Raw genomic sequence first — 25,836 nt, forward strand, 5'->3', positions numbered from 1 at the left:
TCCTGCTCAATTCTGCTGCTTGTTGGGGTGCCACACCGTACCGATGGAAATCGCCTTGAGCTTGCGCTTGCGTCCGTAGTACAGATTGGCGAGCGCCCGCACCCCCACGACCGACGTGAACATCGAGGTCAGCAGGCCGATGACGTGAACCACGGCGAAGCCCCGGACAGGGCCCGTCCCGAAGGCCAGCAGCGCGACGCCGACGATCAGGCTGGTCAGGTTGGAGTCGAAAATCGTCGTCCACGCCCGCTCGAACCCCAGGTGGATCGCCTGCTGGGGCGAATAGCCCTCGCGTAATTCTTCTCGTATGCGCTCGTTGATCAGCACGTTGGCGTCGATCGCCATGCCCAGCGTCAGCGCCATGGCTGCGATGCCAGGCAGGGTCAACGTGGCCTGCAGCATGGACAGGATGGCGACCACCAGCAGCACGTTGAAGGACAGGCCCAGCGTGGAGAACAGCCCGAACAGGTGATAGTAGAGAATGATGAAGATCGCGATGGCCGTGAAACCATACAGCGTGGAATCGAAACCCTGGCGGATGTTGGCGGCGCCCAGGCTCGGGCCGATGGTGCGTTCCTCGATGATGCGCATGGGGGCCGCGAGCGCGCCGGCCCGCAGCAGCAGCGAGACGTCGGCCGATTCCTGGGCCGTCATGGCGCCCGAGATCTGCACGTGCCCACCGGGGATTTCGGAACGGATGACAGGCGCGGTCACGACCTGGCCCTTGCCGTTCTCGATCAACACGATGGCCATGCGCTTGCCGATGTTGTCGCGCGTGACGTCGCGGAAGATCCGTGCGCCCTTGGAGTCCAGCGTCAGGTTGACAGTGGGTTCCTGGGTCTGCTGGTCCCGGCCCGGCTGAGCATCCTGCAGGTTTTCGCCCGTCAGGATCACCTGGCGGCGCAGCAGCAGCGGCCGGCCGTCGGTGTCTTTGTATTGCACCAGGCCGAACGGCACCTTGCCCTGGCTCAATGCGGCCATGGCGCTGGGCGAGTCATCCACCATGTGGATTTCCAGGGTCGCCGTGCGGCCCAGGATCTCCTTGGCCTTGGCGATGTCCTGCACGCCCGGCAGCTCGACCACGATGCGGTCCGCACCCTGTTGCTGGATCACGGGTTCGGCCACACCCAGTTCGTTGATCCGGTTGTGCAGCGTCTGGATGTTCTGTTTCAGCGCGTTGGATTCCACCTGCGTGGTGGCCGTATCGCTGAGCTTGCCGTCCAGCAGCCACTGATCGCCGGCGCGGGCCGGCGAAAAGACCAGTTCCGGAATGGCCCGGCGCAGTGCGTTGGAAGCGGCGTCGCGGGCCTCTTCGGTCGCGAAAGTGGCTCGAACCGACATCTGGTTGCGCTCGACGTCGTCGAATTTGATCTTGGCGTCGCGCAGGGCCGAGCGCGCCTCGCCCGACATCGAATCATACCGGCCCGTCAGGGCCCCCTTCATGTCGACCTGGAGCAGGAAGTGCACCCCGCCGCGCAGGTCCAGGCCGAGATACATCGGGTTGGCACCCAGCGCGGTCAGCCAGTTCGGCGAGGCCGACATGAGATTGAGCGCGACCGTGTAGTTCGGATTCTTCGGGTCGGCATTCAAAGCCTTTTCCAGCTCGTCCTTGGCCTTGAGCTGCGTGTCGGTGGAGTCGAAGCGGAATCGCAGCGTGCCCACCGGGCCGTTCATCTCGAGCGAGCTGGCCGTGGAAGGGATGTCGGCCTGCTTGAGGATCTGCTCGGCGTGCACCAGCGTGTCCTGATCGACCTTCACGGTTGCCTTGGCGCCCGCGACTTGGACGGCGGGTGATTCGCCGAACAGATTGGGCAGCGCGTACAGCGCGCCAATCAGCACGGCGGCCAGGACGATGAGGTATTTCCAGAGAGGATAGCGATTCATGGTCGACCAGGGACGGACAATAGGGATGCGGCGCCAGCAGGCGCCCGCGCCGGATCAGAGCGACTTGATGGTGCCCTTGGGGAGCACTGAGGTCACCGCGCTGCGCTGCACCACGGTTTCGATGGGCTTGTCGCCGGCCTGGCCGATCTCCAGGGTCACGTAGTTGTCGCCGACCTTGCTGATCTTGCCGAGGATCCCGCCGGACAGGATGACCTCGTCGCCCTTGGCCAGGGCTTCCACCATCTTCTTGTGGTCCTTCTGCCGCTTCATCTGGGGGCGGATCATCAGGAAGTACAGGATGACGAACATCAGGATGATGGGCAGCATGCTCATCAACGCATTCGGTTCGCCGCCAGCGGCCTGGGCTGGCATCAGGGTCAGGGTGTCAAGCAGGGACATGAAGGCTCCTGAAGAAAATCAGTCGTGAAATGGGAGGAAAGTTAACTTTTGATTGTAGCGAGATATTGGTGACTGCGCGTCAATCGATGCCACCGGCGCGATCCGCCTGGAACTGCGCCCGCCACGCGTCGAAGCGGTCATTCTCGATGGCAGTGCGCATCTCCGTCATCAGATTGAGGTAGAAGTGCAGGTTGTGCAGGGTATTCAGCCGCGCGCCGGTGATCTCGCCAACGCGTTGCAGGTGGTGCAGGTAGGCGCGGGAAAAATGCCGGCAGGTGTGGCAGGCACAATCGGGATCCAGCGGCCGGGTGTCGTCGCGGTAGCGCGCGTTGCGGATCTTGACGTCTCCGTGGCGGGTGAACAGCCACCCATTGCGGGCGTTGCGAGTGGGCATCACGCAGTCGAACATGTCCACTCCCATGCGCACGCCCTCGACCAGGTCTTCGGGCGTCCCCACACCCATCAGGTAGCGCGGCGCCTGGGAAGGCATGCGCGGCGTGACGTGGGCCAGCATGCGCATCATGTGCTCCTTGGGCTCGCCTACGGAAAGGCCGCCGATGGCGTAGCCTTCGAAGCCGATGTCGGTCAGGCCGGCCAGCGACTCGTCGCGCAGGTCCTCGTACATGCCGCCCTGGATGATGCCGAACAGCGCGTTGGGGTTCTGCAGCGCCTGGAAGGCAGTGCGCGAACGGCGCGCCCAGCGCAGCGACATGCGCATGGAGGTTGCCGCTTCTTCGTGCGTGGCCGGCCTCCCTCCGATCTGGTAGGGCGTGCATTCGTCCAGCACCATGACGATATCGGAATTCAGGCTGCGCTGGATGCGCATGGACTCCTCGGGCGAGAGAAACAGCCGCGAGCCGTCGATGGGAGAGGCGAATTTCACGCCTTCCTCCGTGATCTTGCGCATGCCGTTCAGGCTGAACACCTGGAATCCGCCCGAATCCGTCAGGATCGGCCGCGGCCATTGCATGAAGCCATGCAGTCCGCCGTGGGCGTCCAGCACTTCCGTGCCGGGGCGCAGCCAAAGGTGGAAGGTGTTGCCCAGCACGATCTGTGCACCGATGGATTCCAGTTCCTCCGGCAGCATGGCCTTCACACTGCCGTAGGTTCCCACGGGCATGAAGATCGGCGTCTGGATCGTGCCGTGATTCAACGCCAGGCGACCCCGCCGTGCGGCGCCGTCGGTGTGCAGCAGTTCGAAGTGCAGTCCGGTCATGGGGCTGGAGTGGGGGAAGACTGGGCGGCCTCGATGAACATCGCGTCGCCGTAACTGAAAAAGCGGTAGCGCGATTGTACGGCGTGCTCATAGGCCCGGCGGATCGGTTCCATCCCCGCCAGGGCCGAAACCAGCATCAGGAGCGTCGACTGCGGCAGGTGGAAGTTGGTGATGAGGGCATCCACGTTCCGGAACCTGTAGCCCGGAGTAATGAAGAGACGTGTGTCTCCTTCGCAGGTATGGACACCGTCGCCCTCCTGGGCGGCCGCCTCCAGCGAACGCACGCTGGTGGTGCCCACCGCGATCACCCGGCCTCCGTGGGCCCGGGTCTCGCGGATGTGCGTGAACACCGACTCGGGAACGACATAGCGTTCCGAGTGCATGACATGCTCGCTGATGTTGCTCACCCGCACGGGCTGGAAGGTGCCGGCTCCCACGTGCAGCGTGACGAAGGCCTCGCGGATGCCTTGATCCTTCAGCCGGTCCAGCATGGCCTGGTCGAAGTGCAGCCCGGCTGTGGGCGCCGCCACGGCGCCCGGCTTTTCGGCGTAGACGGTCTGGTAGCGGGCTTCGTCCTCGGGCGCGGGGGCATGGGTAATGTAGGGCGGCAGCGGCACGTCGCCGTATTGCTCCAGCAAGTCCAGGAGCGATGACGGGAAAACGAGGTCGAACAGCTCGCCCTGCCGGCCCTGCACCTCGGCCTGAATGGCGCCGTCCGCCAGGAGCAGCCGGGTACCGGCGCGGGGAGATTTGCTGGAGCGCAGGTGAACCAGGGCGCGGGTGGGGGTCAGGATGCGTTCGACCAGAACCTCGACCTGGCCGCCGCTGTCCTTGTGGCCGCGCAGGCGTGCCTTGATGACGCGCGTATTGTTGAATACCAGCAGGTCGCCGGGGCGCAGCAGCCCCGGCAGATCCGTGAAGCGCAAGTCGTGCTGTTCGCCGGCGGCGTCCAGATGCAGCAGGCGGCTGGCGTCGCGCCGTTCAGCGGGGTGTTGGGCAATGAGGTCGGGAGGCAGTTCATAGTCGAACTGCGCGATGTCCATGGAGGGGATCACGAGAAATTCAGAGGCCGGAGGGCCGATGACGGTTTGGAACGGGCCATTTTAGCGCTGCGGCCGGCGGGGGCTTCTGACCAAGCGCAGCTTTGGATTATGCTGATGTTTTTTTGTCGGACGGCAGTATGGAAGGTGCGGCGCGGTGGCGGGCAATCCGCTGGTGGGATCTCATGAAGGAACAGCGCCCTCGCCCAGTCCGGGCGGGGCTCGCGCGGGGCTGGGCGCGCGCGGGATGCGCGATCGTGCTGGGCCTGGCTTCACTGGCGGTCGCGGCACAGGCGCTGCCGCCGGAACTCCAGAAGGCCTGGAAGGCTACGAAACTGCCGGATGCTTCCCTGTCGCTCGAAATCCGCGAGGCGGGCGGCCCGGTCATCGCGCGCGTCAATGCCGACGTGCCGCGCAATCCCGCATCTGTCATGAAGACCGTCACCACGTGGTCGGCGCTGTCGGCGCTGGGGCCGGATTTCGCCTGGCGAACCCGGCTCATGAGCGATCCGGGCGCCCGTGTCGACGCTCAGGGCACCCTGCAGGGGCCGCTCTACGTGGTGGGCGGCGGCGATCCCTATTTCCGCTCTGAAGACCTCTGGGGCCTGCTGCGCCAGATGCGGCTGCGGGGCATCAAGAATCTGTCCGAGGTGGTGGTGGATCGCAGCCGGTTCGGTGACGTGACCATCGATCCGGGAGACTTCGACGGATCCGCCGACAGCCCGTACAACGCCAGTCCGGATGCCCTGATGGTGGGCTTCGGGGCCAGCCGCATCCTGTTTTATCCCGATGCCCAGACGCGCCAGTGGATCCCCATCGTGGATCCGCCGACTCGCAACGTGCGTATCGAGGGCCAGTTGCAGTGGCTGGACGGGCGCTGCACCACCTCCCCGGCGGTGATGGCCAATATCCAGGTGCGCGACCATCAGGCGGTCGTCCACATTGGGGGCAAGGTCGCGGGCGCCTGCGGCGAGTTCAGTTACTACCGGCTGATCGGCTCGCAGGCCGATCATTTCGAAGGTCTGTTCCGCCTGCTCTGGCAGGAGCTGGGCGGAACCATTGCGCATGGCTTCACCTCGGGCAAGGCGCCCTCCAGCGCCCGGATGCTGGTCTGGCACGACTCCCCATGGCTGTCGGACGTGATCCGCCAGATCAACAAGAACAGCAATAACGTGATGGCCCGCATGACGTTCCTGACCCTGGGCGCAGAACTGAAGGGACCGGGGGCGACCTTGGCCACCAGCGGCCAGGCCGTTCTCGAGGTCATGAAGAACCAAGGGGTGGACACCGCCGGCTGGGTGTTGGTCAATGGCTCGGGCCTTTCGCGCCAGGGGCGCGTGACCGCGCGCGGCCTGGCCCAAATGTATGACAATATCTGGCGCTCGCCGCTCATGCCCGAGTTCGTCTCGTCACTGGCCATTTCCGGGGTGGACGGCACGGTGCGCAAGCGCTTGCGCGCTGGCGACACGCGGGGGCAGGCGCACCTGAAGACTGGGACACTGCGCAATTCCCGCGCGCTGGCCGGCTTCGTGCGCGGGGCCAGCGGCAAGCGCTATATCCTCGTGAGTCTCGTCAATGACCCCAGCGCCTGGGCCGTGCGCAATTTCGACGATGCGATCGTGCGCTGGCTGGCGTCCAAATAGATCGGCAACCGGCACCGGTGGCCTCGGCGATGCTGATCGGGACCGCCGGGTTTCCGAATCGCGCACCGGGTGGCGCGTTGGGTCGCGGTGGGCCGGCTCCGGGCGTTACACTGTCGGCCATCCCTGATCGAGATTACGCTGTCATGCCCATCCACGAAATCCGCCACCCCCTCATCCGCCACAAGCTGGGATTGATGCGGCGCGCCGACCTGAGCACCAAGAACTTCCGCGAAATGGCGCAGGAAATCGGTGCGCTGCTGACCTACGAGGCGACCAAGGATCTGCCGCTGGAGCCCGCCCGCATCACCGGCTGGGCAGGTGAGCTCGACGTCGAGAAGCTGGCCGGGAAGAAGGTCACGGTGGTGCCTATCCTGCGGGCCGGGATCGGCATGCTGGATGGGGTGCTCAGCCTGATTCCGGGGGCCAAGGTCAGTGCGGTCGGGATCTCTCGCAATGAGCAGACGCTTCAGGCGCAGCCGTATCTGGAGAAACTGGTCGGCCAGCTCGACCAGCGGCTGGCGCTCATCGTGGATCCCATGCTGGCGACCGGTGGATCCATGGTGGCGGCGATCAACATGCTCAAGCAGGCCGGTAGCCGCAACGTGCGGGCGCTGGTGCTGGTCGCGGCGCCCGAAGGAATTGCGGCCGTCGAGCGGGCCCATCCCGATGTGGACATTTATACCGCTGCCATCGATGATCACCTGAATGAGAACGGGTACATCATCCCGGGCCTGGGTGACGCCGGCGACCGGATCTTCGGGACGCGCCAGAAAGCGGACTGATCCGTCGCCGTTTCCGGGTGTCGCAGCGTTCATGTTTCGACACACGCGCTGGGCCGGGTTCGGGTAGGATGGGCTGCACGTTGACTCTCAGGAGACACAGGCATGACCCCTCAAAATCAGTCCATTCCCACCCAATCCGCCAGTGATGCGCTGGTCGAAGATCTGAAAGGCAGCCTGGATCAAGCCGAGAAGTTCCTGCGCGATGCCGCTGACGCCACCGGCGACGCAGCGGCAGACCTGCGGGCCCGCGCGCTGGAGGCGCTGGACCAGGCGCGTGCCGCCCTCTCCGATACGCAGGCAAAGCTGATCGAACAGGGCTGCCGTGTCGCGCACGATACCGATGAATACGTGCAGTCCAATCCCTGGAAGGCCGTCGGAATTGCGGGTGTCGCCGGCCTGCTGCTGGGCGCGTTCCTCTCCAGGCGCTGACGCCATGGTGGCGCTCGGACGATCACTGGCTGATATCGCATCGCAGGTGGTCACTCTCGTAGCCACCCGCCTGGAGCTCCTCGGGCTGGAGGCGTTGCAGGTGCGGGATCGCCTGCTGTGGCGCCTCGCCGTGCTGCTCGCGGCCGTCTTTCTGCTGATGCTGGCGCTACTGGTGGCGACCGTGGCCTTTGCGCTGTCGGTGTGGCCCACGGAACAGCGCACGCTTGCATTGAGTCTGCTGGCGGCCGGATATGCTGTATTGGGAGCGCTGCTTCTGCTGTGGTTATGGGCGCGCTACCTCCGGGGGCCCGAACCCTTCGAGGCGACTGCCGAAGTGCTGAAGGCCGATGCCCGGATGCTCAGCGGCGCCGCGGCCGCACCGGGTGAGCCGCCTTCGGAGCCTCCACCTCCATCGCAGGAACCGACACAGATGGACGGAGACCGGTTATGACGACCCGCGCCGCATTGACGAAGTTGTCTCCCCAGGAGCGCCGCATCCGCATTGAATTGCTGCGGCTGCGGGCTGCTTACCAGCGTGTGGAAATGCAGCGTACGGCCCGCCATATTGGCGACGAACTGCAGCCGCGGGCCCTCGTTGCCGAGGCGCGCGACGGCCTCAAATCGATGGGGCTGGGCTGGGTCGGCCACAGTTTGCGGACGCTGCGTCGTTTTCCGGTGCTGTTGTCTCTGGCGTCCACGCTATTGTCAGGCGCGCGCCGGCGCCGCATGCTGGTCAAGGCAGCCCTGGCGGGCGGCCTTTTCCTGCTGGGAAAACATCAGGTGGAAAAATCCCGGGCGGCCCGTCTGGGCTGACCACAACGGTGTGATGGCAGCGGTGGGTGGCAACGCGGGTCGCAGCGGCAAGTCGCCGCGGCAAGTCGCAGCGGCCGGGCCGGAGCGCTGCGGAGCACGGTTTCGGCCGCGGCGGCCGAGTTCCGGCTTAGAGGCCGAGTTCCCCCCACATGGCGTCCACTTTGGCCTTGACGGCGGCGGTCATCTGAATGGGTCGCCCCCACTCGCGCCCGGTTTCGCCGGGCCACTTGTTGGTGGCGTCCAGTCCCATCTTGCCGCCCAGCCCCGACACCGGCGAGGCGAAATCCAGGTAGTCAATGGGCGTATTCTCGACCAGCACGGTGTCCCGTACCGGGTCCATGCGGGTGGTCAGGGCCCACACCACTTCCTTCCACTGACGCACGTCGATGTCCTCGTCCACCACGATGATGAACTTGGTGTACATGAACTGGCGCAGGACGCTCCACAGGCCGAACAGGATGCGCTTCGCGTGGCCGGGATATTGCTTGCGCATGGAGACCACTGCCAGCCGGTAGCTGCAGCCTTCGGGAGGTAGATAGAAGTCCGCAATCTCCGGAAACTGCCGCCGCAGAAGCGGCACGAAGACCTCGTTGAGCGCGACCCCCAGGATGGCGGGCTCGTCGGGCGGCTTGCCGGTGTAGGTGCTGTGGTAGATGGGCGCGTGTCTATGGGTGATGCGCTCCACGGTAAAGACCGGAAACCAGTCCTGTTCGTTGTAATACCCCGTGTGGTCGCCGAAAGGACCTTCCAGCGCCATCTCGTAGCCGGTGTCGGGCGGCGGCGCAGCGCCTTCCGGCACCGAGGCTTTCCGGGCGCCAGGGTGGCCGGCCGGCAGGATATGGCCTTCGAGAATAAACTCGGCGGTGGCCGGGACCAGAAGCTCGCTGCCCAGCGCCCGCGTCAGTTCCGTGCGCGACCCACGCAGCAGCCCGGCGAACTGATATTCGGAAAGACTGTCCGGGATCGGTGTGACGGCCGCCAGGATGGTCGCTGGGTCCGCCCCCAACGCCACGGCGATGGGGAACGGTTCGCCCGGGTGCGCCAGCGCGTGGTCGCGGAAGTCCAGCGCCCCGCCACGGTGCGAGAGCCAGCGCATGATGACCTTATTGCGGCCAATGAGCTGTTGCCGGTAGATTCCAAGGTTCTGACGCCGCGCGCGAGGGCCGCGCGTGGTCACCAGCCCCCAGGTCAGCAGCGGTGCGACATCGCCTGGCCAACAGCTTTGCAGCGGCAGCGAGGACAGGTCCACGTCGCCGCCTTCCAGCACGGTCTCTTGGCACGGTGCCGAACGGACCGTGCGAGGATTCATGTCCCAGAGGGCCGATTTCAGGACGGAGACCTTGGAGAGCGCATCGCGCATGCCATGGGGCGGGGTGGGCTCGCGCAGCGAGGCCAGCAGCTCGCCGGTTTCGCGCAGCGCACTGACGTCGGCGGCTCCCATGCCCCAAGCCACGCGCCGCGGCGTGCCGAACAGGTTGGTCAGGACGGGGGTGGCGCTCTGGGTGCCGCCATGCAGCGGACATTCGAACAGCAGGGCGGGGCCACCCGCCCGCAACACCCGATCGCTGATCTCGGTCATTTCCAGCGATGTGGAGACCGGGTGCGTGATGCGTTTCAACTCGCCCTGGCTTTCGAGCTGCTGGATGAAGTCTCTGAGGTCGCGGTATTTCACAGGGGATCGTCAATCGGGTTACAGTGGCGTCGTGCCAAAGATTACCACCGACCACCACCGATCGGCTGCCGGAGCTTCCCATGTCTGACCCTTCCGCGCAAGAACGGCTGGCGCTGGGTTTGCGGGCCGGGATTGCGCCTATTGGCGAATTCATCCATGTCAGCGCTATCTACATGGGGCTCGCGGTCCTTACGACGCTGGGCCTGAGTCTGGTGCTGCCGTCAATGCGGCAGCAATCCCAGCAGCTGCACGAAGTCGTCCTGACCATGTTCCAGGCCAACGACGGGGGGTATGAGACGCAGGACGACTCGGACGCTCCCGATTGGGCCGCGCCTCCCTTGGAACCGTCCGCACCCGCGCCGCCGGCTCCCTCGTCTGCGACACCCCCCGCCGTGGCCGTTGCTCCCCGTGCCGTTGCCCCCAGTGCAGTTGCCCCCAGTGCAGTTGCCCCGAGTGCCGGTGCGGGTCCTCGCTCTGCCGCGGGTTCCCCGAACCAGAAGGCTGGCAAGAACACGGCTGTCGGCCCCCCGGCGGCCGAGCCCGAGGAGAAGGCGGTGCAGGAAGGCCAGCTCACGTTTGCCCAGGCGCTGCTCGCCAGCATGCAGGACAGACCGGTCAAAGGCATGACGCGGTCCCAGGACCACGGTTTGCGCAGCTATCTGGCGCGTAAATACCGCATTGCGCCCAGCGTGGCGGGAGCGCTGATCCGGACGGCGTTTGCCGTGGGACACGATGAGCGTGTGGATCCCCAGTTGCTTCTGGCCGTGATTGCCATTGAATCGCGCTACAACCCGTTCGTGGAGAGTGCCGCGGGGGCCCAGGGCCTGATGCAGATCATGGGCAACGTCCACCGCGACAAGCTGAAGACCCGCGGCGGGCGCGCGGCGGCATTCAATCCCGTCGTGAACATTCGGGTGGGCGCGCAAATCCTGTCGGACTGCATTCGCCGCCGAGGCTCGGTGCAGGGCGGCCTGGCCTGCTATGTCGGTGCAACCGGCGTCGGCGATGGCGGCTACGGCTCGCGGGTACTGGCCGAACGCCGCCGCATCGCCCTGGCTTCCGGCATCCCCCTCGGCCAGGGCTGACCGGCCGTCTCTCTGTTTCAGACTGTATCGGCCGTACCGGTAGTGCTGGCCGTGCGAGGCCGCAAGTCTCCCAGGAATCCTGCCATCCGCTGGACCGCTTCTTTGAGGCGATCCAGCCCCGTGGCGTAGGAAAAGCGGACTGTATTCCGGGCAAAGGCCTCGCCGAAGTCCAGTCCCGGGACGGCGGCGACGTGCGCTTCGTTCAGGAGCCGCCGGCAGAAAGCCGCACCATCCAGGCCAAAGTTGCGGACGTCGGCGAATATGTAGAAGGCCCCATCCGGCGCCGCGGGCACGCTCAGACCCAGCTCCGCGAAAGCGGGCAGCAGGTAATCGCGGCGCTCCTTGAAGGACAGCCGCCGCTGTTCGTAGATGCGCATGACTTCCGGCTCGAAGCAGCTCAGGGCCGCGTGCTGCGCCAGCGCGGGAGCGCAGATCGCCAGGCTGGACGCCAGTCGCTCGATGGCGGGCATCATGGCTTCGGGCGCGATCAGCCATCCCAGGCGCCAGCCGGTCATGTGGAAGTACTTGGAGAAGCTGTTGATGACCAGCAGGTCGTCGTCCAGCGTGAGGGCGCTTTGCGGCGCATCGTCGTAGTACAGGCCCAGATAGATCTCGTCCATGATGACGTAGCCGCCCCGTCCGTGCACGGCCTCGATCAGCGCCCGCAGCGCCTTGCGCGGCATGGAGGTTCCCGTGGGATTGCTGGGTGACGCAATCAGGACGCCTCGCGTGCGCGGTCCCCAGTGGGCAACGATGTCGTCAGCCTGGAGCTGAAAGCGGTGCTCGGCCGTCGTGGGCACCAGGCGCGTGGTGCCCCCCGCCGCCGTGATGAAGTTGCGGTTCGCGGGATACGAAGGGTCGGGCATCAGCACTTCGTCGCCCGGGTTGACCAGGGCGAGCGCGGCCAGCATCAACGCCCCCGACGCCCCGGACGTGATCAGGATGCGGGCCGGATCCACCACAGCGCCGAAGGAAGTCTGGTAGTAGTGGGCAATCGCCTCACGCAGCGCCGGAATGCCGGCCGGAGCGGTGTAGCCGCTCAGTCCCGCTTCGGCGGCGCGGTTCAGCGTTTCCAGTACGCGGGCCGGCGCCCTGAAGTCGGGTTCTCCGATGCCGAGACTGATGATGTCGTGTCCCTGGGCCGCCAACGCCTGGGCCTGCTTGAGGACTTCCACAGCGTAGAATGGCACCGTACGTTCAGTTCTATCGGCCAGTCGGGGCATGGATGAATCTCGGCTCGGTTCAAAATGCGATTGTAGCCCGCCACCCCAGGAGCCAGTGCCATGCAGTCCCCGTCTCGCCGCGCCTTTCTGTCCGGACGCCGCACTCAGGGTTCGCCGTGGGACACCTTTCTCGCGCGTCTGCATCGCGTGGCCGAAGGCCGGGTGTATGACTTCTCCACGCCAATGGGCAGTGCCCGGCTGATTCCGCAGCACATGCAGGACGTTTATCGTGCCCGTGCCTTGTGTCTGGAGTTCGGTGTCTGCCTGGCACTGGATGGCGTTCCCCATGCATCGCGCCTGGAAGATCAACCGGTGCTGTGGGTCGAACCCGGCCACGAGATGGAACGCTACGAGCGGCTGGGGCCCGGCGACCCGCGCTGGTTCGTGCAGCCCGGGTGCATGATAGGCCAACTGGAACAGGCGGGCCTGCCTCAGTTCCGGGATCAGCCGCCGCATCTGACGGTCGCGGCCTGGCTGGCGGATCGCAGCCTGTGCGACTGGGACTTCAGGAATACGGCTGCCAGCGGGCTCGTGCACGCGCTGGTCCTGCTCGCTGATGGCACCCAGGCGAACCTGGGTGCCTTTGGCACGGACAATCGCAAGCCGCTCGACAATCTGCGCGTGCAGCGCATGGTGTCCAGTCTCTTTGAACTGGGCAGCGGCGAAGCGGTGGCCGGCCTGCGGCAGGGTGCCTGCTGGAACGGTCGCTACCGGCTCGATGCCTTGCAGGCCACCGGCTCACAACCGCTGAATCTGGCGCATCTGCTGCTGGGCCACGGCGGCGAACTCGGCTGGGTCGAGTGGCTGGTCTTCGACGAGCGGCTCGGCGAGCCGCTGCAGCGCGACTATGCGGATCGTTTTGGCCAGCGCCCCGGCAGCGCCGTGGCCGACACTGCGCTGGTTCAGGAAGTGAAGGCGCTGTTCGACCCGGACTGCCTGTTCCCCGCGCACGCCCAGCAGTTTTCCTAACTGGCACGCCCGCTTTGGGGCTGATGCCGCCGCGCCGCACTGGACGCCCCTTCGCTGCATCGCGGCCGGCGCGCAGGCAGTCGGCCCGTCCGTGTCATGGTGTGTCACAAGCGGCTAGAATGGCTGGCATAGTCACTCTCCCTCACGGATCAAGGCAACATCATCATGGACGAATCGTTGCGTGTCGCGGCCCTGGAATATCACGAACATGGCCGTCCCGGAAAAATCTCTGTCACCCCGACCAAGCAGCTATCCAATCAGCGTGATCTGGCGCTGGCGTATACGCCGGGTGTAGCCGCTGCCTGCGAAGAGATCGTCGCCGATCCGCACAACGCGTTCCGCTTCACCGGCCGGGGCAATCTGGTGGGGGTGATCACCAACGGCACGGCCGTCCTGGGGCTCGGTGCCATCGGGCCGCTGGCTGCCAAGCCGGTCATGGAAGGCAAGGCCGTCCTCTTCAAGAAATTCTCTGGTCTGGACGTGTTCGACATCGAGATCAACGAACGCGATCCGGACAAGCTGGTGGACATCATCGCCGGTCTGGAACCCACTTTCGGCGGCATCAACCTCGAGGACATCAAGGCTCCCGAATGTTTCGAGGTCGAGCGCAAGCTGCGGGAGCGCATGAAGATCCCCGTGTTCCACGATGACCAGCACGGGACAGCTATCTGCGTCACGGCCGCGTTCATCAACGGGCTCGAGGTCGTGGGCAAGGACATCTCACGGGTCAAGGTCGTGGTCTCGGGAGCCGGTGCGGCTGCGATGGGGTGCCTGGACCTGATGATGGACATGGGTCTGCCGGTCGAGCACGTCTGGGTGTCCGACATCGAGGGCGTAGTCTACGAGGGCCGCACCGTCCTGATGGACGAGAAAAAGGCACACTTCGCCAAGAAGACCGATGCCCGCACGCTGGATGACATCATCGGCGATGCCGATGTTTTCCTGGGGCTGTCTGCCGGCGGTGTCCTCAAGCCAGCCATGGTCAAGAAAATGGCCGACCGCCCGCTGATCCTGGCCCTGGCCAACCCGAACCCCGAGATCCTGCCGTCGGATGCCATTGAAGCCCGCCCGGACGCGGTGATTGCCACGGGGCGGTCGGACTTTCCCAATCAGGTCAACAACGTCCTGTGCTTCCCTTATATTTTCCGCGGCGCCCTGGACGTGGGGGCGACGACGATCACGCGCGGCATGGAAAAGGCGGCCGCTCTTGCCATGTGCAAGCTCGCCCGCGAAGAACAGAACGATGTGGTGGCCGCTGCGTATGGCCTGTACGATGTGTCGTTCGGACCTCGGTATTTCATTCCAAAGCCTTTCGATCCTCGCCTCATCGTGCGGATTTCCCTGGCGGTGGCGAAGGCGGCGATGGAAGACGGCGTGGCGACGCGTCCGATCGCCGACCTGAAGGGCTACGCGAGCCAGCTCGAACAGTTCGTCTACCATTCGGGCGCCTTCATGAAGCCGCTGTTCTCGGCGGCGCGCACCATGGTGAGCGAGGGCGGAAAATCTCGTATCGTATTTGCCGAGGGCGAGGACGAGCGCGTGCTGCGTGCCGTCCAGATCGTGGTGGACGAAGGTCTGGCGCGCCCCATCCTGATTGGCCGACCGGCGGTACTGGCCGCGCGCATCGAGAAATACGGCCTGCGGATTCATCTGGGCGAGGACGTCGAGGTCACCAACCCCGAGCACGATGAACGATTCCACCAGTACTGGACGACTTATTGGGAACTGATGTGTCGCCGTGGCATCACCAAGGAAATGGCCCGGGTCGAGATGCGGCGGCGCCTGACGCTGATCGGCGCCATGATGGTGCACTTGGGCGATGCCGACGGCATGATCTGCGGGACAGTGGGCACCTATGGGAACCATCTGCGCTTCATCGACGAGGTGCTGGGGCACCGGTCGGGGCCGCACACCTATGCGGCCATGAACATTCTGCTGCTCGACGAACGCACCATTGCGCTGGCTGATACGCACGTGAACGACAATCCGGACGCTGCCCAAATCGCGGAGATCACGCTCATGGCGGCCGAAGAAATGCGCCGCCTGAACATCGAACCCAAGGTCGCCTTGCTGTCGCGCTCGAATTTCGGGACCGGCAGCTCCTCGTCGGGCGAAAAGATGCGCGCTGCGTTGGCGCTTGTGCGCGAACGGGATCCCGAACTGGAAATCGACGGTGAAATGCACGGCGACTGCGCGCTGGATCCGTCGTTGCGCGAACGCATCCTGCCGTCCACGACCTTGCATGGAGAAGCCAACCTGCTGATCTGCCCCAGCGTGGACGCGGGCAATATCGCCTACAACCTGCTGAAGACCGCGGCGGGTGGCAACGTGGCGGTGGGGCCGTTCCTGCTGGGCGCAAATGCGCCGGTCCACATCCTGACCTCCAGTTCGACGGTCCGCCGTATCGTCAACATGGCCGCGCTGACCGTGGTCGATGCGAACAAGCCGCGCCACACCTGAACGACCGGCTGTCGGGCTGGTCCTGACCGGTGGCGGCGCGCGCGCCGCTTATCAGGCGGGTGTATTGTCCGGCATCCTGGAAGTCCTGGATCCGGACAGAACTCCGGGGTTCCGCAATCCGTTCGCCATCATCAGCGGGACCTCGGCCGGCGCCATCAACGCCGCCGCGCTGGCCTGCCGTGCCCATCAGGTTCACCGTGCCGTCGACCACCTTTGCCGCCTGTGGGGATCGCTGCGCACCGACGATGTCTACTACTCGGATCCGGCTCATCTGCTCGCATCGGGGCTGCAATGGCTGGCGGTGTTCGGCCTGGGGTGGATCCGGCCCAGGCTCGCGCGCCATCATGCCCCCCACTCCCTCCTGAATAACGAGCCTCTGGTCGGGCTGCTCACCCGCACGCTGAACTTCTCCCGTCTGAACACGAACCTGGAGCGCGGGCACCTGGACGCTCTGGCCATTACCGCGACCGCCTATACCACCGGTGAACACCTGACGTTCTATCAGGCGCGTCAGACGATCAAACCCTGGAAGCGCACGTTGCGCCGCGCCGTGACGGGTGCGATCGGCGTCGACCACCTGATGGCCTCCAGCGCCATTCCTTTCATATTTCCGGCGCGGGCGGTGCTCATGGGCGACCATACCCTGTGGTGCGGCGATGGCTCCATGCGTCAGCTCGCCCCCATCAGCCCGGTCATCCACCTGGGCGCCAAGCGGGTGTGCGTGATCAGCACGAATTTCAACGAGGAAATCCACCCCGAGGTGCGTGAACTGAACCCGCCTTATCCCAATCTCGCGCAGATCGCCGGGCACACTCTGTCGAACATATTCCTCGATGGCGTGTCCGTTGACCTGGAGTCGACAGAGCGCATCAATTCGCTGCTTGCACGAATCCCGACAAATGGATTAAAAAGCGAGTCACTGCGATCCATCCACACCTTGACGATCACACCGAGCCGCTCCTTGGACGAACTCGCGCTTGAGCATCTGGATGAACTGCCGCGCGCCGTGCGTACGCTGTTTCGCGTGCTGGGAATTTCGCCGCGAAAAGTCGAGGCTGGAAGTGGGGCGCTTGCATCCTACCTGTTGTTCGAGTCCGGCTACACCCGGAATCTGATCGCTTTGGGCAGGGCAGACGGCATGAGTCATGCTGGAGAAGTCATCGCTTTTTTCAAGGAGTGGTCCGCATGAGCTCGGCCCAGATCAAAAAAATGCTCGCCCAAGGCACCCTGGATGCCAGCGGAGTTTCGGAGCAGGACGCTTTGGCCGCTGCGGCCGAGGCCGGTCTGTCAGCATTCGTCGTGAACTGCGATCGGGCGCGCAATCGCTCCGCCGTCCTGCGGGCGGTCGTCAAGGCGATCGACTATCCCGAGTTCTTCGGCGGCAATCTGGATGCGCTCTACGATTGCCTATGCGATACCTTGCTGGACCAGAAGACGGGCTTGTTCCTGTGGTTTCGCCATCTGCATTCGGGCGATCCGGCGTTGGCCGATGATGCCGACGCGATTGCCGGGGTCTGCAATGACGTGGTCGAGTTCGGCCAGAACAACGAGCGGCACTTCGTCTACGCCATCCAGCACGCGGGCGCCCATCCGGCTCCCGAGCCCGGCGTGGATCCCACCCCATATTCGGGGCGCGCCGAAGTCTGACCTTTCTTCATCCTGCCGGCTCCCCCGTGTGCAAGCGTGGTCGGGGCCATTCGGGTGGGCTGATGCCCGACCGTTCTCACCAGTCCAGCAACGCCACGGCGGCCGCCACGATGGCCAGCCCCGCCGTCTCGGTGCGCAGCACGCGCGGCCCGAACTGGACCGCCTGCAAAGATTGGCGGCGCGCCTGGGCGAGTTCACCCTCCGACCATCCGCCTTCGGGCCCGATCACGAAGGTCACTTTGTCCTGCACTCGCTGTAGCGCCGGCGCCAGGGGCTGTGCCCCGTCGGGGTGGCAGAACAGGGCGGGCCCCGACAGCGCAGCCAGGCTGGCGGCGAGTGTCACCGGAGCATGAACGACCATCAGACGGTTGCGGCCGCACTGTTCGCTGGCGGCCCGTACGATGGCGCGCCAATGTTCCAGGCGCTTGTCCAGCCGTGGGCCGGCCAGCTTGAGCACGCTGCGATCGGCCGCGACCGGGTAAACCTCGCTGACCCCCAGCTCGACGGCTTTTTCGATCACCCAGTCCATCTTGTCTCCGGCGGCGATGCCCTGGATCAAGCAGACATGCCCCCGCAACTCGCAGTCGGTGGCCTCGTGCGGGCCGATCCGGGCCAGCAGCGCCGTACCGGAACCGCTGAGGGTCGCCGGGTACTGGCCACCCCGGCCGTCGAACAGGATCACGGGATCGCCGTCGGCCAGCCGCAATGCGCGCAAGGCGTGGTGGCTGGTGGCGGCAGGCAGCTCGATGGTCGTGTTCGCCTGCAGGGGGATGGCACAGAAAAAGCGGGGAGCGGGCATAGGGGCTTGGATGGTAAAATCCGAGGCTTTGTCACCCAGTATTTTAGGGTGGGCGCATGGCATGTGCCAGGGCGCCTTCCCCACCGAGATTCCTATGAGCGTTTTGCCCGCCCCTGATCCCTCCATGGCCAATGCCATTCGTGTGCTGGCCATGGATGCCGTGCAACAAGCCAAATCCGGGCACCCGGGCGCTCCCATGGGGATGGCCGATATTGCGCACGTGCTCTGGACGCGCCATCTGCGGCACAATCCGGCGGATCCGACGTGGATCGATCGCGACCGTTTCGTGCTGTCCAACGGCCATGGCTCGATGCTGATCTACGCGCTGTTGCACCTGACCGGGTATGACCTTCCCATGGCCGAGTTGCGCCAGTTCCGGCAATTGAATTCCCGCACGCCCGGACACCCCGAGGTCGGGGTCACACCGGGCGTCGAGACCACCACCGGGCCGCTGGGCCAGGGATTGTCCAACGCCGTCGGGATGGCGCTCGCCGAGGCCCTCCTGGCACAGGAATTCAATCGGCCCGGCCATACCATCATCGATCACGACACCTACGCGTTCGTGGGTGACGGCTGCCTGATGGAAGGCATTTCCCACGAAGCCTGCTCGCTGGCCGGCACGCTGGGCTTGTCGCGTCTGATCGTGTTCTACGACGACAACGGCATTTCCATCGATGGCCGGGTGGAAAGCTGGTTTGCCGACGACACACCGGCGCGCTTCCAGGCCTATGGCTGGAACGTGCTGCGCGGTGTGGACGGCCACGACATGGGCGCCATCGAAGCGGCCATCACGCAGGCGCGCGCGCATGCGGCATCCGGTCGGGGTCCGACCCTGATCTGCTGCCGGACCGTCATCGGGCGCGGGGCGCCCAACAAGGCAGGGACTGAGAAGGTTCACGGCTCTCCGCTGGGAGCCGAAGAGGTCGCTGCGACCCGCAAGGCACTGGGGTGGACCCTCCCGCCTTTCGAAATTCCCCAGGACGTGTACGCTTACTGGGATGGCCGGGCCCGCGGTGCGCAGCAGCAATCCGCCTGGCAGGCGCGTTTCGATCGCTATGCGGCGGAATACCCCGATCTGGCGGCGGAGCTGCGCCGCCGCATGGCGGGCGAGCTGCCGGCGGATTTCGCCGAACACGCGCGGGCTTTCGTGCAGTCCACACAGGACAAGGCAGAATCCATCGCCACGCGCAAGGCCTCCCAGCAGGCCATCGAGGCCTTTGCCGCCGTGCTCCCGGAACTGCTGGGAGGATCCGCCGACCTGACCGGTTCGAACTTCACCGATTGGCCGGGTGTGCAGGCGGTCCGCCGAGGCGATCGGCACCTCCATGCCGGGCGGCACATCAATTTCGGCGTGCGGGAATTCGGCATGGCGGCGATCCTGAATGGCGTTGCCCTGCATGGCGGATATCTGCCTTTTGGCGGGACCTTCCTCACCTTCTCGGATTATTCGCGCAACGCGCTGCGGATGGCGGCACTCATGCGGCAGCGTGTCGTGCATGTCTTCACCCACGATTCCATCGGGCTGGGCGAAGACGGGCCCACGCACCAGCCGATCGAGCACGCGGGCAGCCTGCGCCTGATTCCCAACCTGCATGTGTGGCGCCCTTGCGACACCACGGAAACCGCCGTGGCCTGGCAGATGGCCCTGACTCGCCCAGCCAGCGTCGGAATGGATGTCCAGGACGGCGGCCCGTCCGCGCTGCTGCTGTCGCGGCAGAACCTGCCCTTCGTCGCGCGCGATGCCGCCACGACCGAGGCCATCGCCCGCGGCGGCTACGTGCTTCGGGATATGGTGGGGGCCCGCGCGGTCATCATTGCGACGGGTTCGGAGGTCGAACTGGCCCTTCAGGCCCAGGACAGCCTGGCTGAACGGGGAGTGGCGACGCGGGTGGTGTCCATGCCCTGCACGCAACGATTTGACGCGCAGGATGCCGGATGGAAGGCCGCCGTATTGCCGCCGGAGCTGCCGCGCGTGGCGGTCGAGGCCGGAGGGACAGCCACTTGGTACAAGTACGTTGGCACGACCGGTGCTGTGGTGGGGATCGATACCTTTGGTGAATCCGCGCCCGCCGGCCTGCTGTTCAAGCATTTCAATCTGACGGCGGCCCATGTGGCCGCCACCGTCGAGCAGCTTTTGTAAACAGGAGAACCATCATGACGATTCGCGTTGCAATCAACGGCTACGGCCGTATCGGCCGGAATGTATTGCGTGCTCACTACGAAGACGGCAAGACGCACGATATCCAGATCGTCGCCATCAACGACCTGGGCAATCCGGACACCAACGCCCATCTGACGCGCCACGATACCGCGCATGGCCGCTTCCCCGGTACAGTCGAGGTTGATGGCGAATACCTGGTGGTCAACGGAGACCGCATCCGTGTGCTGGCCGAGCGTGATCCGGCCAAACTGCCGTGGGGCGACCTGAAGGTCGACGTGGTGCTGGAATGCACGGGTCTGTTTACCAGCAAGGAAAAAGCGTCGGCCCACCTGCGCGGCGGTGCCAAGAAGGTCGTCATTTCGGCGCCGGGCGGCAAGGACGTGGATGCCACCATCGTCTATGGCGTGAACCACAAGGTCTTGAAGGCTTCCGACACGGTGATTTCCAACGCCTCCTGCACCACGAACTGCTTGGCCCCCCTGGCGTACGCGCTGCATGGAAAGCTTGGAATCGTGCATGGCCTGATGACGACCGTGCACTCGTACACCAACGACCAGGTGCTGACGGATGTCTATCACAAGGACCTGCGCCGCGCCCGTTCGGCCACGCACAACATGATACCGACCAAGACGGGCGCAGCCTCGGCCGTCGGCCTGGTCTTGCCGGAACTCGATGGCAAGCTCGACGGTTTCGCCATTCGCGTGCCGACGTTGAATGTCTCCATCGTGGATCTGACCTTCGTTGCCAAGCGCGATACGTCGGTCGAGGAAGTCAATGGCATTCTGGAAGAGGCCGCCAATGGTTCCCTGAAGGGCATTCTGGCCTACACCACCGAGCCGCTGGTATCCGGCGACTTCAACCACAGCCCGCTCTCCAGCACGGTGGATGCCGGCCTGACGAAGGTCGAAGGCTCGCTGGTGAAGGTCGGGTCCTGGTACGACAACGAATGGGGTTTCTCCAATCGCATGCTCGATACCACGGTTGCCTTCATGTCGGCGAAATAGCGAAATCGATGTCTATTCTGACGTTGTCCGCGCTGGCCAAGCGAGGAGCCCTGAAGGGCAAGCGCATATTCATTCGCTCGGACCTGAACGTACCGCTGGAGGATGGCCACATCACCGAGGACACGCGGGTGCGCGCGTCCGTGCCGGCGATCCGCATGGCGCTGGACGCCGGCGCGTCGGTGATGGTGACCTCGCACCTGGGGCGCCCCAAAGAGGGCGTGGTGGGGCCAGACGATACCCTGGCACCCGTTGCGCAGCGCCTCTCGGACCTGCTCGGACAGCCGGTGCGCCTGGTCGCCGACTGGGTGGGCGGCGTGGAACTGGCGCCGGGCGAAGTCGTGCTGCTCGAGAACTGCCGCTGCAACCCCGGTGAAAAGAAGAACGACCCGGTGCTGGCGCGCCGCATGGCAGCGCTGTGCGACGTGTACGTGAACGACGCGTTCGGAACGGCGCATCGGGCCGAGGCCACCACAGCGGGCATGGCGCAGTTCGCGCCCATGGCCTGCGCCGGTCCCTTGCTCGAAGCCGAGCTGCAGGCGCTGGGACGCGCGTTGCGGGCCCCCCGTCATCCGCTGGTGGCCATCGTCGGCGGATCCAAGGTCTCCACCAAGCTGTCCATCCTGCAGTCGCTGGCGGACAAGGTCGATCAGCTCATCGTGGGCGGCGGCATTGCCAACACCTTCATGCTGGCGGCCGGCCTGCCGATCGGCAAGTCCCTTGCCGAGCCGGACCAGGTCGATCAGGCGCGTGCCGTGATGCAATCCATGCGCGCGCGCGGGGTCGAGGTCCCCATACCCGTGGACGTGGTTGTCGCGCAGACCTTTGCGGCCGATGCGCCGGCGACGGTCAAGGACGCGGCGCAGGTGAGTCCCGAGGACCTTATCCTCGATATTGGTCCGCGTACGGCGGAAAGCCTCGCGGCGCAGTTGCGCCAGGCGGGCACTATCGTCTGGAATGGTCCGGTCGGGGTCTTCGAGTTCGAGGCGTTTGCGCAGGGGACGGAGACCATCGCCCGTGCGATTGCGGATTCCGACGGGTTTTCGATCGCCGGCGGAGGCGACACGCTGGCGGCGATCGCCAAATTCGGCGTCGCGGATCATGTCGGCTATATCTCGACAGGCGGTGGCGCGTTCCTGGAATTCCTGGAAGGCAAGACGCTGCCCGCCGTGGCGGCGCTTGAGGCGCGCGCCGCATAAACGTCCGTGGGCATCCGGTAACCGGGCGGCGCGCATCGCCACCGCGGCCCGGTCCCGAGCTGATTCAGCGGCATCAGCGGGGTGGATGGACCGCGCGGCACTATCACGAAGCCCAGGGTCCCGGCCGCCACGTGTTCGCGGATCACCGCGATAGGTTAGAATGCCAGAGGCGGGCCCCTTCGCATGGTTCGGCGGTGAACCTGGTCAGGTCGGGAACGAAGCAGCCATAGCCGTGCAGAACCAGTGCCGAAGTCAGGCTCGCCACTTCATTTCCTCGTTTTTGGGCGGCCATTCATGAGCTATCTCGTTCTGGCGCGCAAGTGGCGCCCCCGCTCCTTTGAGACGCTGATCGGGCAGGATCATGTGGTGCGGGCCCTGACCCATGCCCTGTCTTCGGGGCGGCTTCACCATGCGTGGCTGTTCACCGGTACACGCGGCGTAGGCAAGACCACTTTGTCCCGCATCCTGGCCAAGTCCCTGAATTGCGCCACAGGCGTGACCGCGACGCCGTGCGGGCATTGCCAGGCCTGCACCGAGATCGATGCGGGCCGCTATGTCGACTACATCGAGCTGGATGCGGCCTCGAACCGGGGCGTGGACGAGATGACCCAGCTCCTGGAGCAGGCGGTTTATGCACCGTCGGTCGGCCGCTACAAGGTCTACATGATCGACGAAGTCCACATGCTGACCGGTCATGCCTTCAACGCCATGTTGAAGACGCTCGAAGAGCCGCCTGAACACGTCAAGTTCATCCTCGCGACCACGGACCCGCAGAAAATTCCGGTGACCGTGCTGTCGCGCTGCCTGCAGTTCAATCTCAAGCAGATGACCGTGCCTGCGATCGTCGAGCACCTGCAGCACATTCTGTCCGAGGAAGCCATCCCTGTGGAACCCCAGGGCTTGCGGCTGATCGCCCAGGCGGCCGCAGGTTCGATGCGGGACGCGCTGTCGCTGACGGACCAGGCCATTTCCTACTCGGCCGGCCACCTGACGGCGGCGTCCGTCGGGGAGATGCTGGGCACGCTGGACCAGCACCATCTGGTTCGCCTGGTGCGCGCCCTGGCTGCGGGGGATGCGGCGGCGGCCGTCGGTGTGGCGGACGATCTCGCGTTGCGCGGCCTGTCGTTTCAGTCGGCACTGGCGGAGCTGGCGCTCCTGCTGTCCCGCGTGGCCATCGCGCAGCGCCTGGGCCATGCGCAGCCCGATGATCCTATGGCTTCGGATATCCAGGCGCTCGCCGGGGTGCTCGCCGCCGACGAGATCCAGCTTTTTTACACCGTGGCCGTCCACAGCCGGCATGAATTGAGCCTGGCTCCCGACGAGTATGCCGGCTTTGTCATGGCGTGCCTGCGCATGCTCGCACTGCTGCCGGCGGATCGCGTGCCGGCTACCCTGGCGGAGCCTTCTCCGTCGGTGGAGTCTCCGCCCGCGGTCGAATCTTCTTCAGAGGAACCCGCAGCCTGGGAGGCTTCGGCTCCGGAGCCTTCAGAGGCCCCGGCGGCGTCAGCGGGCTCCGCCGTTCCGGGGCGTCCGAAACGGCCGGCCACTCCTGCCGTTTCGATGCGTTCAGCGACCCTGGAGGCTTCCGCAGCCTCCAAAGTGACAGTGGCCGAACCCGAACCTATGCTCGAATCCGAAGCGGAAGGCGGGTCAGCGCCCGAATCCGAATTTGAATCCGACTCCGAATCTCGATCTGGACCGGAAGTCGAACCGGCGCGTGCTTTCGCGGCGGCCAGTCCCGCTGTTGCGGACGCCGCGTCGCCCGACGAAGGCGCGGTGCCGGCTACAGCCGAGGATGCCGGCGACTGGACGCAGGACGTGCCTGTGCCGGCCGAGGATTTCGATTCTGCAGTGCCTTTGGGCGCAGCCGACATCGAACATATGCCGGACTTGTCGGCGCTTTCTCCGGTATCGAGGCACACCGAGGCTGAAACGCCGGATCCCGCGCGCGTCACGGCTCAGGAATGGCCGATGCTCGCGGCGAGTCTGCCGGCCGGCGGCGCGGCGCGCGCGCTGGCCATGAACAGCGAATGGATTTCGGGCGATGAACGGCAGATCCGGCTTCGGGTTGCCATTCACAGCCTGGTGGAAAGCAGCGGCCAGGACCGGTTGCGAACCGTGCTGTCGGAACACTTCGGGCGCGTGCTGCGGCTGGACGTGGAATACGGGAGCACAGGACACGACACTGCTTATGCGGTCGATCAGGCCGAGCGTGGCCGTCGCCAGGAGGCGGCCGAAGCGGCCGTGGCGCAGGATCCTCTGGTCCAGGCGCTGGCGCGGGAGTTCGCGGCGCGCGTCGTGCCGGGTTCCGTGCAGCCGCCGCCTCGGGCGCCAGGCTGAGCGCGCCGCGTCATCAGGTCGGCTGCTGCGGTATAGTCGCGTTCTTTGATTGATCGACTCATCTCATCAGGACATCAACATGATGAAAGGACAGATTGCGGGCTTGATGCGTCAGGCCCAGCAGATGCAGGAAAACATGAGGAAGGCCCAGGAGTCCTTGGCGGACCTCGTGGTCGAGGGCGCCGCGGGCGGGGGCCTGGTCAAGGTCACCATGACTGGCAAATACGATGTCAAGCGCGTGAGCATCGATCCTTCGCTCTATGACGACGATCGCGACATGATCGAGGATCTGGTCGCAGCCGCTTTCAACGATGCACAGCGCAAGGCGGAAGCGGCCGCCCAGGAAAAGATGTCGGCTGTCACCGCAGGCATGTCGCTGCCGGCGGGCATGAAGCTCCCGTTCTGAGCCATGGCAACCGGCCTGCCCGAACCCGAGCCCTTGCTCACGCTGGTGGAAGCGTTGCGCTGCCTGCCCGGCGTGGGGGTGCGATCGGCCCGGCGCATGGCCTACCATCTGCTGCAGCGGGACCCGGAAGGCGCGTTGCGCCTGGGCGCGGCCCTCAACGAGGCCGTGACGGACTTGCGCCACTGCGAACGTTGCAATTCCTTCTCGCAGGAGCCGGTCTGCCCCACCTGCCGCAACCCTGAGCGGGACGGCGCGCTGCTGTGCGTGGTCGAGACCCCCGCGGATCAGAACATGATCGAAGCCAGCCATGGCTATCGGGGTTTGTACTATGTCCTCCAGGGCCGACTGGCTCCGCTGGAAGGCGTGGGCCCGGATCAGGTCCATTTCGCGCAGCTGATGGAGCGCGCCACGGACGGTCAGGTGCGCGAAGTCATCCTGGCGACCAATTTCACCGCCGAAGGCGAGACCACGGCGTATTACCTGGCCGACATGCTGCGCGCCCGGGGGCTGACCGTGACCCGCCTGGCGCGCGGCGTCCCCAGCGGCAGCGAACTCGAGTATGTCGACGCCGGCACCATTGCATGGGCGCTGATGGAGCGGCGTTCGCAGTAGGGCTTTCCGCCGACGTTTCGGGGCGCATCCGGATGGCGGGGCGCGCGTTGCAGCGC

23 protein-coding genes and 1 other RNA gene are annotated in these 25,836 nt (G+C 65.5%); 17 read left to right on the forward strand and 7 right to left on the reverse strand.

What is annotated here, in order from left to right:
- Positions 1-6 precede the first annotated feature (6 nt).
- The 4 genes from secD to queA form a co-directional block, all read right to left on the reverse strand.
- The gene (gene secD / locus ACVCMJ_RS15295; protein WP_447082252.1) at positions 7-1,884 is read right to left on the reverse strand and encodes a protein translocase subunit SecD; all 1,878 of its coding nucleotides are present in this window, start codon (positions 1,882-1,884) and stop codon (positions 7-9) included.
- A gap of 54 nt (positions 1,885-1,938) precedes the next feature.
- Positions 1,939-2,283 (reverse strand): preprotein translocase subunit YajC, encoded by a 345-nt coding sequence (gene yajC / locus ACVCMJ_RS15300; protein WP_447082253.1) that lies wholly within the window; start codon positions 2,281-2,283, stop codon positions 1,939-1,941.
- 79 nt (positions 2,284-2,362) lie between these two features.
- Positions 2,363-3,499 (reverse strand): tRNA guanosine(34) transglycosylase Tgt, encoded by a 1,137-nt coding sequence (tgt, locus tag ACVCMJ_RS15305; protein ID WP_447082254.1) that lies wholly within the window; start codon positions 3,497-3,499, stop codon positions 2,363-2,365.
- On the reverse strand, positions 3,496-4,542 hold the full coding sequence (queA, locus tag ACVCMJ_RS15310) for a tRNA preQ1(34) S-adenosylmethionine ribosyltransferase-isomerase QueA (RefSeq protein WP_447082612.1): 1,047 nt from the start codon (positions 4,540-4,542) through the stop codon (positions 3,496-3,498). The genes tgt and queA overlap by 4 nt, the downstream gene beginning before the upstream one ends.
- Before the next feature lie 182 nt (positions 4,543-4,724).
- Between queA and dacB the strand changes: the two genes are divergently transcribed.
- The 5 genes from dacB to ACVCMJ_RS15335 all read left to right on the forward strand — a co-directional run bounded on the left by dacB (position 4,725) and on the right by ACVCMJ_RS15335 (position 8,206).
- Positions 4,725-6,182, forward strand: a complete 1,458-nt coding sequence (gene dacB / locus ACVCMJ_RS15315; RefSeq protein WP_447082255.1) for a D-alanyl-D-alanine carboxypeptidase/D-alanyl-D-alanine endopeptidase — start codon at positions 4,725-4,727, stop codon at positions 6,180-6,182.
- A gap of 143 nt (positions 6,183-6,325) precedes the next feature.
- Positions 6,326-6,964 (forward strand): uracil phosphoribosyltransferase, encoded by a 639-nt coding sequence (gene upp / locus ACVCMJ_RS15320; protein WP_447082256.1) that lies wholly within the window; start codon positions 6,326-6,328, stop codon positions 6,962-6,964.
- A 102-nt stretch (positions 6,965-7,066) separates the two neighbouring features.
- Positions 7,067-7,393 carry a DUF883 family protein gene (locus ACVCMJ_RS15325; protein ID WP_447082257.1) on the forward strand — a complete coding sequence of 109 codons (327 nt, stop codon included), beginning with the start codon at positions 7,067-7,069 and terminating at the stop codon, positions 7,391-7,393.
- Positions 7,394-7,397: 4 nt separating this feature from the next.
- Complete coding sequence (locus ACVCMJ_RS15330; protein WP_447082258.1) at positions 7,398-7,844, forward strand: phage holin family protein; 447 nt, start codon at positions 7,398-7,400, stop codon at positions 7,842-7,844.
- Complete coding sequence (locus ACVCMJ_RS15335) at positions 7,841-8,206, forward strand: hypothetical protein (RefSeq protein WP_447082259.1); 366 nt, start codon at positions 7,841-7,843, stop codon at positions 8,204-8,206. Before ACVCMJ_RS15330 ends, ACVCMJ_RS15335 begins: the two co-directional genes overlap by 4 nt.
- 127 nt (positions 8,207-8,333) lie before the next feature.
- On the opposite strand, the gene ubiD is transcribed toward ACVCMJ_RS15335, so the two are convergent.
- Positions 8,334-9,878, reverse strand: a complete 1,545-nt coding sequence (gene ubiD / locus ACVCMJ_RS15340) for a 4-hydroxy-3-polyprenylbenzoate decarboxylase (protein WP_447082260.1) — start codon at positions 9,876-9,878, stop codon at positions 8,334-8,336.
- 80 nt (positions 9,879-9,958) lie between these two features.
- On the opposite strand from ubiD, the gene ACVCMJ_RS15345 reads away from it, so the two are divergent.
- Positions 9,959-10,963 (forward strand): transglycosylase SLT domain-containing protein, encoded by a 1,005-nt coding sequence (locus tag ACVCMJ_RS15345; RefSeq protein ID WP_447082261.1) that lies wholly within the window; start codon positions 9,959-9,961, stop codon positions 10,961-10,963.
- Between the two features lie 17 nt (positions 10,964-10,980).
- Here the strand turns inward: ACVCMJ_RS15345 and ACVCMJ_RS15350 are convergent, their stop codons facing one another.
- On the reverse strand, positions 10,981-12,186 hold the full coding sequence (locus ACVCMJ_RS15350; RefSeq protein WP_447082262.1) for a pyridoxal phosphate-dependent aminotransferase: 1,206 nt from the start codon (positions 12,184-12,186) through the stop codon (positions 10,981-10,983).
- 60 nt (positions 12,187-12,246) lie between these two features.
- Between ACVCMJ_RS15350 and ACVCMJ_RS15355 the strand changes: the two genes are divergently transcribed.
- From ACVCMJ_RS15355 to ACVCMJ_RS15370, 4 genes are all read left to right on the forward strand, one after another.
- A complete protein-coding gene (locus tag ACVCMJ_RS15355) occupies positions 12,247-13,155 on the forward strand; it encodes a hypothetical protein (protein WP_447082263.1) in 909 nt (302 codons plus the stop codon).
- Positions 13,156-13,320: 165 nt separating this feature from the next.
- Positions 13,321-15,615 (forward strand): NADP-dependent malic enzyme, encoded by a 2,295-nt coding sequence (locus ACVCMJ_RS15360; RefSeq protein ID WP_447082264.1) that lies wholly within the window; start codon positions 13,321-13,323, stop codon positions 15,613-15,615.
- Entirely contained in the window at positions 15,590-16,804 is a 1,215-nt protein-coding gene (locus ACVCMJ_RS15365) for a patatin-like phospholipase family protein (RefSeq protein ID WP_447082265.1), read from the forward strand. Before ACVCMJ_RS15360 ends, ACVCMJ_RS15365 begins: the two co-directional genes overlap by 26 nt.
- On the forward strand, positions 16,792-17,262 hold the full coding sequence (locus ACVCMJ_RS15370; protein ID WP_447082266.1) for a barstar family protein: 471 nt from the start codon (positions 16,792-16,794) through the stop codon (positions 17,260-17,262). Before ACVCMJ_RS15365 ends, ACVCMJ_RS15370 begins: the two co-directional genes overlap by 13 nt.
- Positions 17,263-17,338: 76 nt before the next feature.
- Here the strand turns inward: ACVCMJ_RS15370 and ACVCMJ_RS15375 are convergent, their stop codons facing one another.
- Positions 17,339-18,061, reverse strand: coding sequence for a 16S rRNA (uracil(1498)-N(3))-methyltransferase (locus tag ACVCMJ_RS15375; protein WP_447082267.1), 723 nt, complete (start codon positions 18,059-18,061; stop codon positions 17,339-17,341).
- A 94-nt stretch (positions 18,062-18,155) separates the two neighbouring features.
- Here ACVCMJ_RS15375 and tkt point away from each other — a divergent pair, with 94 nt between their 5' ends.
- The 7 genes from tkt (at position 18,156) to recR (ending at position 25,780) form a co-directional block, all read left to right on the forward strand.
- Positions 18,156-20,201, forward strand: a complete 2,046-nt coding sequence (gene tkt, locus ACVCMJ_RS15380; RefSeq protein WP_447082268.1) for a transketolase — start codon at positions 18,156-18,158, stop codon at positions 20,199-20,201.
- Positions 20,202-20,215: 14 nt separating this feature from the next.
- Positions 20,216-21,226, forward strand: a complete 1,011-nt coding sequence (gene gap / locus ACVCMJ_RS15385; protein WP_447082269.1) for a type I glyceraldehyde-3-phosphate dehydrogenase — start codon at positions 20,216-20,218, stop codon at positions 21,224-21,226.
- Between the two features lie 8 nt (positions 21,227-21,234).
- Entirely contained in the window at positions 21,235-22,422 is a 1,188-nt protein-coding gene (locus tag ACVCMJ_RS15390) for a phosphoglycerate kinase (protein WP_447082270.1), read from the forward strand.
- A gap of 168 nt (positions 22,423-22,590) precedes the next feature.
- Positions 22,591-22,688: signal recognition particle sRNA small type (gene ffs, locus ACVCMJ_RS15395), an RNA gene on the forward strand.
- A 28-nt stretch (positions 22,689-22,716) separates the two neighbouring features.
- Positions 22,717-24,762 carry a DNA polymerase III subunit gamma/tau gene (dnaX, locus tag ACVCMJ_RS15400; protein ID WP_447082271.1) on the forward strand — a complete coding sequence of 682 codons (2,046 nt, stop codon included), beginning with the start codon at positions 22,717-22,719 and terminating at the stop codon, positions 24,760-24,762.
- Between the two features lie 79 nt (positions 24,763-24,841).
- On the forward strand, positions 24,842-25,168 hold the full coding sequence (locus ACVCMJ_RS15405; RefSeq protein WP_447082272.1) for a YbaB/EbfC family nucleoid-associated protein: 327 nt from the start codon (positions 24,842-24,844) through the stop codon (positions 25,166-25,168).
- Between the two features lie 3 nt (positions 25,169-25,171).
- Positions 25,172-25,780 (forward strand): recombination mediator RecR, encoded by a 609-nt coding sequence (gene recR, locus ACVCMJ_RS15410; protein ID WP_447082273.1) that lies wholly within the window; start codon positions 25,172-25,174, stop codon positions 25,778-25,780.
- The last annotated feature ends 56 nt before the right edge of the window (positions 25,781-25,836 follow it).

This window comes from Castellaniella sp. UC4447_H14 (assembly GCF_052978285.1).